Here is a 14,375-nt window from a genome sequence, read left to right on the forward strand (position 1 = left end):
AAAATCAACGGTTAATTTACATCACGTGTCCTATTTCTATAACCCGCCCCGCAGGATCAGATTTAACCCAGCTTATCCAAAAGCCGGTCCAACGCCGTCCGAATCTCAGCTGCAGCTATATTGTAATCATCACGACTTCCCCCAAACGGATCGGAGATGTCGAAACTTGGAATTCGTTGTCTAATCTCAATGGCTCGCTCACGCTCCGATGCCAGGATCTCTTGCCCAAGGGCACGTTTCATCTCAAGCGTTGCAAACAGGCTGTCCAACTCCTGAACATCACTTAATACCTGTTCATCATCCTCCACATATTCTTTCAATGTATAAGTTTTGTGGACTGAATCGGGAAAAACCTGCATGACATGCTGCTTATGACTCCGTGTTAACGTAAGAACCAGATCGGCCCAACCTACCAGGTTAGCGCTAAGCTGTGTGGAATGAGGTGGACCTTCAACGTTATGATCTCTCAAAACCGCTTCAGCATGTCGGGAGATCGGCATACCCGACGTTGCTGCCACACCTGCGGAGCGAACCTCTACCTGAATGCCGCGCTCCGATGCCAGTTTTCGCAAAAGCCCCTCTGCCATGGGGCTGCGGCACGTATTTCCTGTACATACGAATAAAATATGTTTCATTGTGTTAGCCTCCCCATTTTACATATGATGCGAATGATATGATATCTCAAGTTTTATTCTAAAATATAAACAAAAGTCCAAACGCAAGCAAGATTGCGCCACCAATAGCTTCGCCGTAATCCCCGAGATTCTGGCTCACCCGACGGCCTAATAACAGCCCCATAACCGACATCACCCCGCCACACACACCGAAAGCAAGTACGGTTAAGATCAGATCACTGCTAAACATCCCTAAGGAAACGCCAACGGAGAACGAGTCCACACTTACGCTGAGGGAGAACAACACAACGCCGAGCAGGGAACGGTGGTCCACCAGCTTTGTATCGCCTTCACGGAATGCATTCAGAATCATATGAGCACCCAGCAAAACAAGCAATCCACCTGCCGCATACGTCGTAATGTCACCGAGCAGCGAGCTGACGTATTTGCCCATATACATGCCGATGAGCGGCATGATGATATGAAACAGCGCCGTTACAATACTGATTCGCAATACATCCCGCAGCCGAATGCCCTTCATGCCAATTCCGATTCCGAGTGAGAACGCATCGAGGCCAAGCGCAACAGCCATGATCAAAATGGTTACCAACTGCCCCACATGGGCAGACACATCCCACATCCCCATACCCCCAAGTCACGTAAAGGTTCTTGTACACGATATGCGGACAAGGACCTAAACATGACCGATGAAAGGCAAACGGCGACGGTTCTCTGGTCAGATGCCGGCTTTATAGAATCTTGATTTTGTTTTGGAAAAAGGGTGATTACTCTCCTGACTGTATGATCAGGAGAGCTTAAGAGGGTTGCTGGTTGCCAACTTGTATGAGTTGGTTCCCTGCAGCCTTGAGCAGCCGATTCATGACGGCTGCTCCCAGCCCTTCGCGTGAGCAGGCTTCAGCCACAATATATGTGGCGCCTTGCTCATCGCAGCTACGCAGCGCGGCGTATAGCCGGCGCGCTGCTTCTTCCAGCTCGCTGGCGTCTCCCAGCGAGAACACGGCATCGGCGCGGTACTGCTCCGCGTGCTCGGCGAACGCCAGCACCGCGGTGCGCTCTCCGCGCTGCGCCGCCTCTGCGAGGGCGGCGCTGATCCAGGCCGCCACTGCTGCGGGCGGCCCCTCTACCACGCACAGCGCCCCTGCGGGCGCGTAGTGCGTGTACTTCATGCCCGGCGAGCGCGGCGCCGGGCTGCCCACGCCATCGGACCCCTCCGCGAGTAGCGCGGGGTCCGTGGCGACACGGGCGGCAACGGCGGACAGTTGTTCCGCCGTAATGCCGCCAGGGCGCAGGATGGTGACGGTACCGTCGTCACCGACCTGCACAACCGTGGACTCGACGCCCACCCCGGTGGGGCCGCCGTCCACAATGCCGCCGATGCGGCCATCCAGATCCTCGCGTACATGAGACGCGAGTGTCGGGCTTGGCCGCCCGGAGCGGTTGGCGCTTGGCGCAGCCACAGGACATGCCGCCGCCGCGATTAACTGCAAGGCCACCGGATGGTCCGGCATGCGCACGGCCACCGTGTCCAGACCGGCGGTGACACGCGGGGACACCGCCCCCGGCCTAACCGGCAGCACCAGCGTCAGTGGTCCCGGCCAGAACGCCGTCAACAGGGCTTCCGCCGTTTCATTCACTTCCGTGACCAGCGTATCCAACTGGTCACGGTGCGCGATATGCACAATCAGTGGATTGTCGGAAGGTCGGCCTTTGGCGACAAATACAGCCTCCACGGCTGCTGTGCTACGCGCATCAGCACCCAGGCCATAGACCGTCTCGGTCGGAAAGGCTACCGTCTGACCTTGACGAATGCAGGCTGCGGCAGCCTGCAAGTCGGCGAGCGCCTGTTGATCGGCGCTCCCCTTTTTCACATCCAACATTTCAATATTACCCATTCCGTGATCATTCTCAGCGCTCACCAAGACGCGTACATCCCACATCTCAGTGACCAGCTCTCCCGGAGCTTTCATATCACGTTCTTCTCTACCATCCCTCATCTCAGAGGTGTGTTGCACTGGTTCGTTTTCTCTGCTCATATATCATCATTCCTAAACTTCAAGTAGGTTACTTCATATCCATATTCAATATTAAGTAATTATAACATACCTCTCCCGCCTCGGATGCCCTTCATACTCCACTCGGAATTTCACCACTAATTCATATTAAAAGGGCAGCTTCATGAATCGAAGTCACCCTTATTAATAGTATAAATACGTTGTTATGTGAATAATCCAGTTACCCAACTCCACAGTTTCACAGCCATATCCCATAGAAAGAATCTTGCTTCCGGTGTATCTCCCTGCACAGATGCCTCGGCTTCAACTGTATCAGCCGCTGCGGCTGATACAGTTGAAGGTTTCGCCAGTGCATCCCCGGTCCCTGCATCAATGAAGCACAACGGCGGGAACAACACACACCACCAGTTCTGACCTTTTCCTTCGCCCAGCGTAATCCGAACCGCTTCATAATCTCCGGCAGGATACACAGTGCCACCATATAGTTTGGTCGGGAACGGAACGGAACCCAGCTCCACCTGATACTCATAATTCAAACCGCGACTGGCCAACTCTTCTCCTACTCTATTCTCAATCTCGGACAAATGCTCACGAATAACCTTGCGCGCTTCATCCAGACTTTGCGGATTCTCCAGTTCGGCTACCCACTCGCCCATCTGAGCAACGACAGCATCCCGAATCTCGCGTTTCACCAATTGATCTCCCGGTGCATCCGAGTTTGCTAGAATACGCAAGCGAATCGATTGTTCTGGAATTGCTGTGGCTGCCACAGCTGCATCCGTTTTCTGACCTTCCCACATCATGATAATCAACATAAGACATAAAATAATAAGTCCAATTTGCTTTACAATTCGTCTGTTCATTCCGTTCTCCCCCTTGGCTCTCTGATCACGTTGCCTGCAACTCTCTCATGTCTATCAGTATGCCCCGAAGAACCGGAAGTAAACCTAGCATTTGCAATAAATCTACTACATCAATTCTCTCATTTACATTCGCTCACCAGTCATGTTAAAAAAGGCTGATCTGCACCTGGTTACAGGGCAAATCAACCTCTTTATTCCTACGAAAGATCACGTTATCTACTCCACAGCTTTGCTTTTCACTACACCGACTCAACAGTTACACAGCACTTTTCTCTTTCTTGAGCATATTCCATAAACGTTCCGACAACCGAGGTTGCTGCTCCCCGATCAGAAGTTCATCCTCCTCTTCTTGCCCGTACAACTTTATGCTCATGACTACACCGATGCAAGCCATATTTATAAGCAAAGAGGTGCCGCCGTAACTGATGAACGGTAACGTAATACCTGTGAGTGGCATCAGTCCGAGGAACGCCCCCACGTTCTCAAACACCTGATACAATAACATTCCGATAATACCTACAATGATGACGGGTCCCGCGCGATCTCTGCATGCCAGAGCAATCAGCACCATGCGGTGGATCAGGATAAAGTACAACAGAATCAGTACGGATGCACCAACAAAGCCAAACTCCTCTGCGATCACAACAAAAATGGAATCAGAATACGTATAGGGGACTCGTCCACTCTGAACGGATGTTCCTTGCAAATAACCTTTGCCGATGATGCCCCCTGAACCGATGGCTAAACCTGCATTTTTCGTATGCCAAGAAGCCTTTGAGGTAGCCTTTTCCGGTACAAGCCAGGGATCAATCCGCTCCGCCCAATGCTCACGTTTTATCTTCTCAAGAAAAGTGAATACTTCATCATGGTAGAAGGTATAAGCTTTGACAAAACCAAAGAACGCTCCCCCCACAATCGCCAGTGCAATCAATGCGTGCTTCAGCCTCATATTTCCGATCCAGAATACCGCAGCCAAAATCACCACATACCCCAGCGCATTCCCCAAATCATTCTGAGCCATAACAAGGGCAAACGGAATAAACGCCCAACAGCCAATCGGCACAATATCTCTCCAAAATTTCAGCGTGCCTCGTTGTCTCTTCACGATCAAATGGGCGAGGAACAAAATCAGAATCATCTTGAACAGCTCTGCGGGTTGAAAAGAAAAGTTCTCGCCCAGCTTCAGCCAACCGTTGGCGTTATTGATTGAACTTCCCAGGACATTGGCCAGGATCAGTAGTATGATCCCCAAGCCATACAAATAAAACGCATATTTCACGTATAACTTGTAATTCACAAGCCCGATCACAAGCACCGCAATGAACCCGGCCACATAGAAATACATCGTTTTGACATGATGATTCGCCAGGTTGGCATCTGTCTGCGTTCCGCTATAAATCGCAAATACACTAATAATCATGAGCAGCAGCATGACAAAAAGAATCACACCGTCCATCTTTTTCAGCATTCTCAACATGACGCCGTCCATCCCCCTGAAATCTAGCATTCTATGATTTCCAATTAAACTCAATATTACCATTGTATATAATTGGATAATAAAATGGAAATCAGGGTCATTTCAGGTTAAAAAAATGAACTATTCAATGGCCTGAATTACGCCGTAAAAACAATAAAAACCCCAAAACATCCACCCAATGTGACTTGGGTTGGTCTGTTCCAGGGTTTTATCGTGATCTCGGCTTATACCTAAATATCTTTTGTTTGCTTCACGATTTGATTCCAGAGAGTTATTGCTCTTGCTGTGATGGCTTCCGTCTGAACAATTTCATGACCAGTTCCGTAATACTGAGTTGTTCTGACGAACCCAGGATATCTTCATTTTCTTCCGTATGCACTTTGATACTCATGACAACGCCCATACTGAGCATGTTGAGCACAAGAGAGGTACCACCGAAACTGATAAACGGAAGGGTGATCCCTGTTAATGGCATCAGACCGATAAACGGACCGATATTAACGAAAATCTGATAGAGCAACATTGAGATAATACCTACAATTAGGTACGGCCCAGCTCGATCCTTGCACTCCAGCGCGATCAACACCAGCCTGTGAATCAGAATAAAGTAGAGCAGTAACAATACCGAGGCTCCAACAAAACCGAATTCTTCACCAATCTGCACAAAGATGGAATCCGCGTATGCGAGCGGTACTCGATTGGACTGGATTGTCGTACCTTCGAGATACCCCTTACCACTGATTCCTCCTGAACCGATGGCTAACTTGGCATTATAGGTCTGCCACAATACATCTCTGGATGTCTGTTCTGGCACGAGCCAAGGGTCAAACCGCTCAGCCCAGTGAGCACGTCCAATATCCTTGAGGAACTTGGCAACTTCATCATGATAATGAATATAGGCCTGTGTTCCACCAATAAAGGCAGCGACAGCAATCACAAAACCAATCAGTGCATGGCTGAATTTCACATTGCCAATCCACAACAGACCGACAAGAATGACTACATAGCTCAAAGCATTCCCCAAATCATTTTGAAGCAGAACCAACAACAAAGGAGGCAAAACGCACAGTGCGATCGGAATGACATCACGCCCGAAGAATAAGGGTCTGTTTTTCTTTCTCGCAAGCAGAGCAGACAGGAAAACGATTAAACACAACTTAAATAATTCCGCAGGCTGCAAACTAAGGCCAAAAATGGATAACCAGCCTTGGGCTCCATAATACGTAACACCGAAAAAGTTAACGATGACGAGTAGCAGTAGACCCACACCGTAGATATATAAATAGTTTTTAATAATCACTTTATAGTTAATCATAGACATTCCGAAGAATACGATGAAACCTATAATATAGAAAATCCCTGCCTTTTGGGGATAGGATTCCCATCTCGGACGACCAAACGTTGTACTGTAAATCGATAAAATACTGATACCCATCAGAATAACGAGTATAAAGACAATAGAATAGTCTATCTTTTTAAATTTGTGCAGCATGTAATTATGTTCCCCCAAGCATTCAGAAATCTTCGGTATATCTCATTGTAGAGGATTTCACGGCAAAAAGAAAACCCGCGGAACCTTACATTTTCGTCACCTGTTCCGAAGTACGAACACCCAGGACATGCCGCTCGATTCCGGCAAGGTCCGGTACAATGATTATTTCCGGCCAATGTCCCGCCGATTCAAGCAAAGCTGCGATGTCATGAGCCTGCCCCTGGCCCAGCTCAAAACCAATGATCTGCGGCGGCGCAGGCAGCAGCGCCAACTGCTCCAGCATGACACGGTACGGTGCAAGCCCGTCCGGACCGCCGTCCAATGCCATGCGCGGCTCATGATCGCGCACCTCTTGCTGCAACCCGGCGATATCCGCCGCCGGGATGTATGGTGGGTTGGACACCAAGATGTCCACCCGTGCCCCGGCGAACGGGGCCAGCAGATCGCCTTCACGGAAGTCGATCTGTACCCCGTTCGCGGCCGCGTTCCGCGCGGCCACTTGCAGGGCAGCCGCCGAGAGATCTCCGGCGCCTACCTGCCAGCGCGGGCGTAGTGAAGCCATCGTCACCGCGATGGCACCACTGCCCGTGCCGATATCGACGGCGAGCGGAGCGCCGTCGGGAAACACGCGGTCGGCTTCGCGCAGCACAGCCTCGACCAACAGCTCGGTCTCCGGCCGCGGAATCAGCACGGCCGGCGTGACCTCAAACGGCAGCCCATAGAATTCCTGGCTGCCGATAATGTATTGCGCCGGCTCACCCGCAGCCTTGCGCGTGACGGCGTCCTCCCAGCGGCTGCGATGCTCGCTGGGAAAAGGCTCCGGCTGCATCATGTAATACGCGGCGCCATAAACGCCGAGTACATGTTCCAGCAGCAGCCGGGCATTGTTTTGCGGCTCGTACACGCCGCACTTCTCCAAAAAAGAGGAAGCCTCCACGAAGGCTTCCCGACAGCTCTGTTCCGGCGTCATGACAAACTGCGCGCGGGTCACAGATTATTCTCCTCTATCCATCAACTCGGTCTGCTGAGCAATCGTCAGTGCAGACAAGATATCTTCAATCTCCCCGTTCATGATCTGATCCAGCTTGTGCATCGTCAGGCCGATACGGTGATCCGTCACACGGCTTTGCGGGAAGTTGTACGTACGAATACGCTCACTGCGGTCGCCCGTTCCCACTTTACTTTTCCGCTCAACAGAGATCTTTGCTTCCTCTTCCATACGTTTCATATCGAAGATACGTGTACGCAGAACCTGCAACGCTTTTTCCTTGTTGGAGTTCTGTGATTTTCCATCCTGACATGTCGCCACGATTCCCGTTGGAACGTGCGTTACCCGTACTGCGGATTTCGTGGTATTAACCGATTGTCCACCGGCACCACTGGAACAGAACGTATCAACACGGATGTCTTTGTCATGAATTTCAATATCGAAATCTTCGGCTTCAGGCATAACCGCAACCGTTGAAGTTGACGTATGAATACGTCCGCCGGATTCAGTTGTTGGAATACGCTGCACACGGTGTGCGCCGCTTTCGTATTTCATTTTGCTGTAAGCGCCACGTCCGTTGATCAGGAAAACAACCTCTTTGAATCCACCGAGATCATTTGTGTTAACGTCCATCAGCTCTACACGCCAGCCTTGTGCATCTGCATAACGTGTGTACATCCGATACAGATCTGCTGCAAACAACGCTGCCTCATCTCCACCAGCTGCTCCGCGAATCTCAACAATAACGTTTTTGTCGTCATTCGGATCTTTTGGCAGCATGAGTACACGAATCAATTCGTCCAGTTCCTTCTGGCGAGTGCTTAGTTCGTCAATTTCCATTTTGACCATTTCACGCATCTCATCATCCAGTTTCTCACCCTGCATTTCCTTTGCAGCTTCGAGATCCTCACTTACTTGTTTGTACTCATTGTACGCTTCATAAGTCGGTTGCAGATCCGATTGTTCTTTGGAATATTCCCGCAGCTTTTTATTGTCGCTTGCTACATCCGGGTCACACAAAAGCTCGCTCAACTTGTCATAACGGTCGGCTAACGCCTGTAATTTATCCAACATGTATAGTCACCTCACGCATTATTTTGTCCATGCACATATCGTTTTTAATAATTATTTCGGTTTCATTATTCATAACATCTATAATCTATATTCCACAACGCACAGGATTCTCAGCGAATCCCCTGACCGCAGCATGTATTCACATTCATGTATGATCGACGTATAACATCGCTACAACGTCATCAAATCCTTTACTTTTAAAGTGAAATCAAGAAATCGCGTACCCTGTATGAAATCCGCTTAAGCTCATCTGTTACAGCGCGAAATCCAACGTGGTATACGACTCTTAATTATAGCATATTCTTATGGTTCTGAATAGTAACTGTTCCGCAGGCGGATAAACTAATTTAGAAAAATTTCTGTGTCAATCACTAAGTAAATCATTAAATTTAGAAAGGGATGTATGAACATTTGATGAGAAACTTTAGTCAAGATAAATATCCTTATAAAATTCTTAAAGACGGCGAACAAGTGATGTCCTTACGGGAAGATGAAGTTAAAACTGTGAATGGGATCATGGTACTGGAGGTTGGAGATGCATTCGAAAGACTTCTATGGGAAAGTTCAAACGATGAATTAAAGGACATTCGGGCGAGTATACTTGTTGCTTCAGAGAAGCCAAGTCAAGGTCTAATGATCATAGTCAAGACGATTGATAAAATAATGGATCAACGACAATTATAATCGACAACCAGGCATTAAGAGATGCTTTGATGCCAGAGTTAGTCTAACAAAGAGAAGATCCTTAGAGCAGCACGCAACAAATCGAGAGAAAAAGAGAAAACCACTGATGATTAAAATGACCCTATAAGATGGACTTTTTTCAAAGTGTCCATCTTATAGGGTACATTTTATAACTTTAAAGGTCGGCTTTTACGGCTAGCATACAATCAGATTTAATTCTTAGTACGCATCCGATCATTTTTTTGAAAAGTACTCTTTTAGTAGTAATGCAATTGCGAATAATGTAAGCAATAACGAAAGAACAAATGGTATTAGTAAATAATTATCCCAAATAAATGACCACAATTTTCCGAGTTTAGGATTCCACTCTGTTACTGCTTCTGAATATTTGAATCCATAACCTAATATAGTCAAGCACACGATAGCTCCAAAATATAGAAATGATATGCCTATAATTGTATTCTTCATGTTATCTCTTTAGTTGTACTTTACTTGTTGAAATATTAATCCAACTGATTTATGGAAATTCTCAGTACCTAAGTTGTAATCTAATCCATTAACCAGGTTCCATACTTCGTAAGACTTCTTGTTGTAATTTGTATAGATTCGAAGCTCTGTAGTTTTCCCGCTTGGTACACTAAACTTATATTCAGTTGATTGTGTTTTCTTAGTACCCAATGTCACCGAGAATTTAGCCTCAATAATATCTTTGAGTTGAGTCCCTAATGAACCAGCCACTGCAAAGGTATCTTCTTTTGAGAAAGTTTGTCTAATTTCAGCAGGACCTGGGAAAATATGAGATATGAATGTATCTGGAAAAGACCAGCCTGTTCCCAAGTCTTTCACATTTTCGATATGATATTTTGTCACAGCTGAAGGAGTAATATTAGAACTTCCCGCATCTTGGGGTTCAGAATCAATGACAACAGAATCGAATTGAATTTCTTTAATTGAATCTGGATTATTTAAAGATTGTTCCTTAGCTATAGCGTTAATCGTCTCACGATCCGTAATTACAACAGACTGACCGGACTGATCAGAGTTGGTTTTTAATTGCTTAGAGCTATTAAAATATTTTGCGAAATTTATGGATTCTTGTACATCATTACTTGCCTCAGCTTTAGATGTGGAGAATGCGGGAATCAAAGAAACACATAGTACCACAGCGCCGAATAGTTTTCCGATTTTTTTTAACAATTGATACAGCTCCTCTTTTTTGATTTAGATAGTAAACTAATACGGGCAAACTATTTTTACTTACAGCTCCTCTCTTCTTTTTCAACTATAATTATAATAGGAAATAACTTGAAATAATTGTTTTCGCTAAAAGTTCTGCAAATATTGCGAATTCAAATATTTTGTTGCTTTCTCACTGGAGAAAGGTAGGATCCGCAGTTTAGAATATAGACAAGTTGGACAACGATTATTGCAAAAACGAACAAATAAAAGGTGAGCAAGAACGTTTTCGTTGAATCACCTCCATATTTAGTAATTATTGCTACTTAATCTTAACTTAAGCCGAATAAATCTAAAATAGTTCATAAGCACCTTTAATACGACAGAATTAGCGTTATTCGACAAAAAATAAAAGCCGCTGTTAACAGCAGCTCAATCTTTGAAATCAAATATTCTTTCCCAGTCTTTCTCCTACACTAATGGTTTTAATGTATAAATCGTCTAATACGGAATTTTACCCACCAATAAGTAGTTTGTAATCGCATCAATTAAGATAAGTAAAAATCCATACTATTCTCAATATATATTTCCATGACTTAAAAGATGTGATACTTCCGCAATTTTTCTTTTCATTTTTGATACTCTTTGTTGAGAAACTCCTAAAATTTGGGCAGCTTCATGTTGTTTTATACCTGGATGTGACAGTATTAGGTTATGGTACTCTCTGATTTTTTTAGGAAGACAGATTGTAATATGAAGTGCGACACCCGCTGGAAATAAATAAATAATGGCCCATGGCCGGATTCGTGTAGAATGAAGTCACCACAACAACCATTCACACAAGGAGAATCCACCATGAGCTACAGACATCTTAGCATAATCGAGCGCAGCAAGCTAGAAATCCTCCATCGGCAAGGTCAAAGTTCAAGAGGCATCGCAAAAGAATTAGGAAGACATCCTTCGACGATTTGTCGTGAATTGAATCGTGCTACTTCATCGCAAGCCTATCAGGCAGAACAGGCTCAGAGCGCGTATGAGGAGCGTCGTAAGGCTTCTGTCTCACCTGGTAAATGGTCCGAAGTCTTAGCTATTTCCTTGGAGGAAAAACTGCAAGCCACGTGGTCTCCGGAACAGATCACGGAACGTTTCCGCATCCAAGGCCTGCCGTCGGTCTCCTTTAAAACCATCTATCGTTGGCTCTATGCCGGACGTCTAGTTCGAGGCGTGTTACAGGTCCTTCGACACAAAGGGAAGCGTCAGAAACCCACAGAAACTCGCGGTAAATTCGCTATCGGCAGATCCATTTCGGATCGCCCCAATGAGGTTCGTTCCCGAGAAACGTTTGGGCACTGGGAACTGGATACCGTCGTATCAGGTCGTGGGAAAAGTAAAGGATGCGTAGCCACGCTCATTGAACGCAAAACCCGGCTGTATACCGCCATTCTCATGCCGGATCGTACCGCTTTGTCCATGGAAATTGCGCTTGGTGTAGCCATCTCCCAGTACCCTAAAGGCACCTTCCTTACAGCCACGGCTGACAGAGGCAAGGAATTTGCTTGCTATGCAAACCTGGAAGACACACATGGCTTTCACGTCTATTTTGCTGACCCGTATTCTTCCTGGCAACGCGGTTCCAACGAAAATGGGAATGGACTACTGCGGGAGTTTCATCCCAAGGGTACCGACTTCGCTCAAGTAGAGGATGAAGATCTCGGCCACTCACTGGATCTGATTAACCACAGACCCCGAAAATGCTTGGGCTGGAGAACCGCTCACGAATCTTTCACAGAGGAACTGTCGCACTTGGTTTGACAATCTGTCGGAAGTAATTCCTCATATGTAACTTTAGACATCTCTGTTACAGGCTTATATTCTTCACTGACAGTTCCAACACACTTCTTACAAACATTGTGTGTTTTAAAAACTATAGTGTTACTTGTTGAAGCGCAAAAAATACAATGATCACTTCGAATAGAAAATACTATCGAATCTTCCTCTTTTGTTAAAATAAGTGTAGTGTGTGAATCTATTTGATTTAACTCACGAAATTCTTTTGGTAGTGATATTCGTCCCTCTACTCCGACATATCTGATTATACTCATTTTTTTCAAAAAACACCTCTCTACCCTTTGAAATTAGGCTTTAAGTTTTATTATCCCTCATTCTCCACCAAGTAGTATCCTAATATGTGCTGCAAAAATACAAAATGAAATTGTTGTTCGATGTGGTTCCGAAATGTTCCTACTGTGGTAGTATAATACAAGTATAGCAAGTGTAAAATAAACAAAAGCCACGATGTGCTAACATCGTGACTTCTCTAACAAAGGCCGGTGGGCGACCACGGCGAATTTCAATCAAACGAATGAAAAACCACCGGATTGCAAGGCGACCAACATTGAACTGCACCCCAATTGTTAGACACAACTACCAATTGGAGGTGCAGTTTTTTCATGACTAAATTCAGTTCAGATGAAAAAATACAAGCCGTTATGCGTTATAAAAAGGGATCAGAAAGCTTGAAAAGCATTGCAAAATCAATCGGGCTTCACCATTCTGTCTTTTTAAACTGGATTAGACAATATGAGCATCATGGTGAAAAAGCTTTTAAAAAGGGCTATACATCATATCCTGCGCAGATTAAACTAGACGTACTTCATTATATGAACGAATTTGGGACGTCTGTTAGAGAAACGGCTGCTATATTTAATATTCCTAGCCATAGTACCCTTTTAAGTTGGCAAAAAAGCTTGGAATTACAAGGGATAGACGCCCTTCAACCAAAGAAAAAGGGGCGCTCATCCATGAAAAAAGGATCTAAAGCACAGAAGAATCAAACGCTAGTAGAAGGATCTGTAGAGGCTTTACAAGCAGAGGTAGAGCGTTTGAAAATGGAGAATGCTTATTTAAAAAAGTTGAATGCCTTAGTTCGAAACAAGGAAAAATCACCAAACAAGACAAAGCTCAAGTAGTCTATGAACTAAGGAACGAATTTTCGGTGAAAGCACTTCTAAAGCTAGCAGATATCCCTCGTAGCACGTATTATTACGTGGTAAAAGCGTTTGGTACGGTAGACAAGGATTTAGAGCTAAAAGACATGATACAAGCGATTTATAAGGAGCATGAGGGACGCTATGGTTATCGTCGTATTCGCGACGAGTTAATCAATCGTGGACACCATGTAAATCATAAAAAGGTACAGCGTTTGATGAAAGTATTGGGATTAAAGTGTTTGGTACGTATGAAGAAATATCGTTCGTATAAAGGGACAATTGGCAAGATTGCACCGAACCTATTAGAACGCAATTTCCACGCTGAAAGGCCAAACGAGAAGTGGGTTACGGACATTACAGAATTTAAATTGTTCGGAGAAAAACTATATTTATCTCCCATACTTGATCTGTATAACGGAGAAATCATTACATATACGATTGGTTCAAGACCGGTCTACTCGCTTGTTTCCACGATGTTAGATCAAGCATTTTGCAGTTTAACAAATAAAGATAAACTCCTCATTCATTCGGATCAAGGTTGGCACTACCAGATGAGACCGTATCGTCATGCTCTTGAAGAACGTGGCATCACGCAAAGTATGTCCCGTAAAGGTAACTGCTACGATAACGCCGTCATGGAGAATTTCTTTGGCATCATGAAATCCGAATTATTATATTTAAAGGAATTTGAAAGTGTCTCACATTTTAAACAAGAGCTATCCAAATACATCGATTATTACAACAACAAACGCATTAAGGCAAAACTAAAAGGCATCAGTCCGGTACGATACCGGATTCATGCCCAACAAGTTGCCTAAAGATATAATCTGTCTAACTTTACGGGGTCACTTCACATAATCCCGGTGGTTTTTCTTGTTCCGTGCTACTTTCCACGCACTGCATAAGGCTATTAACTCCACTACAAAACTCTAAGTCAAAGACCCCACGAACTTCACGAGAAGGTCGCAGGGTCATGTTATTGAA

General features: G+C 45.6%; 12 protein-coding genes. 3 read left to right on the forward strand and 9 right to left on the reverse strand.

The window, feature by feature from the left end; all coding sequences use genetic code 11:
• Nucleotides 1–62: 62 nt before the first annotated feature.
• The 8 genes from MHB43_RS29510 to prfA all read right to left on the reverse strand — a co-directional run bounded on the left by MHB43_RS29510 (nucleotide 63) and on the right by prfA (nucleotide 8,541).
• Complete coding sequence (locus MHB43_RS29510; RefSeq protein WP_221821825.1) at nucleotides 63–635, reverse strand: low molecular weight protein arginine phosphatase; 573 nt, start codon at nucleotides 633–635, stop codon at nucleotides 63–65.
• Between the two features lie 58 nt (nucleotides 636–693).
• The gene (locus tag MHB43_RS29515) at nucleotides 694–1,254 is read right to left on the reverse strand and encodes a manganese efflux pump MntP family protein (protein ID WP_017691925.1); all 561 of its coding nucleotides are present in this window, start codon (nucleotides 1,252–1,254) and stop codon (nucleotides 694–696) included.
• 175 nt (nucleotides 1,255–1,429) lie between these two features.
• On the reverse strand, nucleotides 1,430–2,629 hold the full coding sequence (locus tag MHB43_RS29520; RefSeq protein WP_405132483.1) for an L-threonylcarbamoyladenylate synthase: 1,200 nt from the start codon (nucleotides 2,627–2,629) through the stop codon (nucleotides 1,430–1,432).
• A 221-nt stretch (nucleotides 2,630–2,850) separates the two neighbouring features.
• Nucleotides 2,851–3,510: a stage II sporulation protein R gene (gene spoIIR, locus MHB43_RS29525; protein WP_405130921.1), complete on the reverse strand. Its 660-nt coding sequence runs from the start codon at nucleotides 3,508–3,510 to the stop codon at nucleotides 2,851–2,853.
• Nucleotides 3,511–3,766: 256 nt separating this feature from the next.
• On the reverse strand, nucleotides 3,767–4,987 hold the full coding sequence (locus MHB43_RS29530; protein WP_339179926.1) for an FtsW/RodA/SpoVE family cell cycle protein: 1,221 nt from the start codon (nucleotides 4,985–4,987) through the stop codon (nucleotides 3,767–3,769).
• Between the two features lie 271 nt (nucleotides 4,988–5,258).
• A complete protein-coding gene (locus MHB43_RS29535) occupies nucleotides 5,259–6,479 on the reverse strand; it encodes an FtsW/RodA/SpoVE family cell cycle protein (protein ID WP_339179929.1) in 1,221 nt (406 codons plus the stop codon).
• Nucleotides 6,480–6,564: 85 nt separating this feature from the next.
• Nucleotides 6,565–7,449, reverse strand: coding sequence for a peptide chain release factor N(5)-glutamine methyltransferase (gene prmC / locus MHB43_RS29540; RefSeq protein WP_339185462.1), 885 nt, complete (start codon nucleotides 7,447–7,449; stop codon nucleotides 6,565–6,567).
• Nucleotides 7,450–7,473: 24 nt separating this feature from the next.
• Nucleotides 7,474–8,541: a peptide chain release factor 1 gene (gene prfA, locus MHB43_RS29545; protein ID WP_062836950.1), complete on the reverse strand. Its 1,068-nt coding sequence runs from the start codon at nucleotides 8,539–8,541 to the stop codon at nucleotides 7,474–7,476.
• Nucleotides 8,542–8,952: 411 nt separating this feature from the next.
• On the opposite strand from prfA, the gene MHB43_RS29550 reads away from it, so the two are divergent.
• Entirely contained in the window at nucleotides 8,953–9,225 is a 273-nt protein-coding gene (locus MHB43_RS29550; protein ID WP_339179931.1) for a hypothetical protein, read from the forward strand.
• A 477-nt stretch (nucleotides 9,226–9,702) separates the two neighbouring features.
• Here the strand turns inward: MHB43_RS29550 and MHB43_RS29555 are convergent, their stop codons facing one another.
• Nucleotides 9,703–10,422, reverse strand: a complete 720-nt coding sequence (locus MHB43_RS29555; protein ID WP_339179933.1) for a hypothetical protein — start codon at nucleotides 10,420–10,422, stop codon at nucleotides 9,703–9,705.
• Nucleotides 10,423–11,256: 834 nt separating this feature from the next.
• On the opposite strand from MHB43_RS29555, the gene MHB43_RS29560 reads away from it, so the two are divergent.
• Nucleotides 11,257–12,213 carry an IS30 family transposase gene (locus tag MHB43_RS29560; protein ID WP_076210700.1) on the forward strand — a complete coding sequence of 319 codons (957 nt, stop codon included), beginning with the start codon at nucleotides 11,257–11,259 and terminating at the stop codon, nucleotides 12,211–12,213.
• A 638-nt stretch (nucleotides 12,214–12,851) separates the two neighbouring features.
• Nucleotides 12,852–14,209, forward strand: a protein-coding gene (locus MHB43_RS29565) for an IS3 family transposase (RefSeq protein WP_339179937.1) whose coding sequence is annotated in 2 segments (ribosomal slippage) — nucleotides 12,852–13,305 and nucleotides 13,305–14,209 — 1,359 coding nt in all. Because the reading frame shifts where the segments join, the coding sequence is not laid out codon by codon here.
• Nucleotides 14,210–14,375: the final 166 nt, after the last annotated feature.

Origin of the sequence: Paenibacillus sp. FSL H8-0317 (assembly GCF_045040685.1) — a bacterium.
Taxonomy (GTDB): Bacteria; Bacillota; Bacilli; order Paenibacillales; family Paenibacillaceae; genus Paenibacillus.

What these genes read in the sequence shown, in the direction of transcription:
- MHB43_RS29530 (WP_339179926.1), bottom strand. Translation starts at nt 4,987, where the DNA reads ATGTTGAGAATGCTGAAAAAGATGGACGGTGTGATTCTTTTTGTCATG.
- MHB43_RS29510 (WP_221821825.1), bottom strand. Translation starts at nt 635, where the DNA reads ATGAAACATATTTTATTCGTATGTACAGGAAATACGTGCCGCAGCCCC.
- prmC (WP_339185462.1), bottom strand. Translation starts at nt 7,449, where the DNA reads ATGACGCCGGAACAGAGCTGTCGGGAAGCCTTCGTGGAGGCTTCCTCT.
- spoIIR (WP_405130921.1), bottom strand. Translation starts at nt 3,510, where the DNA reads ATGAACAGACGAATTGTAAAGCAAATTGGACTTATTATTTTATGTCTT.
- MHB43_RS29535 (WP_339179929.1), bottom strand. Translation starts at nt 6,479, where the DNA reads ATGCTGCACAAATTTAAAAAGATAGACTATTCTATTGTCTTTATACTC.
- MHB43_RS29560 (WP_076210700.1), top strand. Translation starts at nt 11,257, where the DNA reads ATGAGCTACAGACATCTTAGCATAATCGAGCGCAGCAAGCTAGAAATC.
- MHB43_RS29515 (WP_017691925.1), bottom strand. Translation starts at nt 1,254, where the DNA reads ATGTGGGATGTGTCTGCCCATGTGGGGCAGTTGGTAACCATTTTGATC.
- prfA (WP_062836950.1), bottom strand. Translation starts at nt 8,541, where the DNA reads ATGTTGGATAAATTACAGGCGTTAGCCGACCGTTATGACAAGTTGAGC.
- MHB43_RS29520 (WP_405132483.1), bottom strand. Translation starts at nt 2,629, where the DNA reads ATGAGGGATGGTAGAGAAGAACGTGATATGAAAGCTCCGGGAGAGCTG.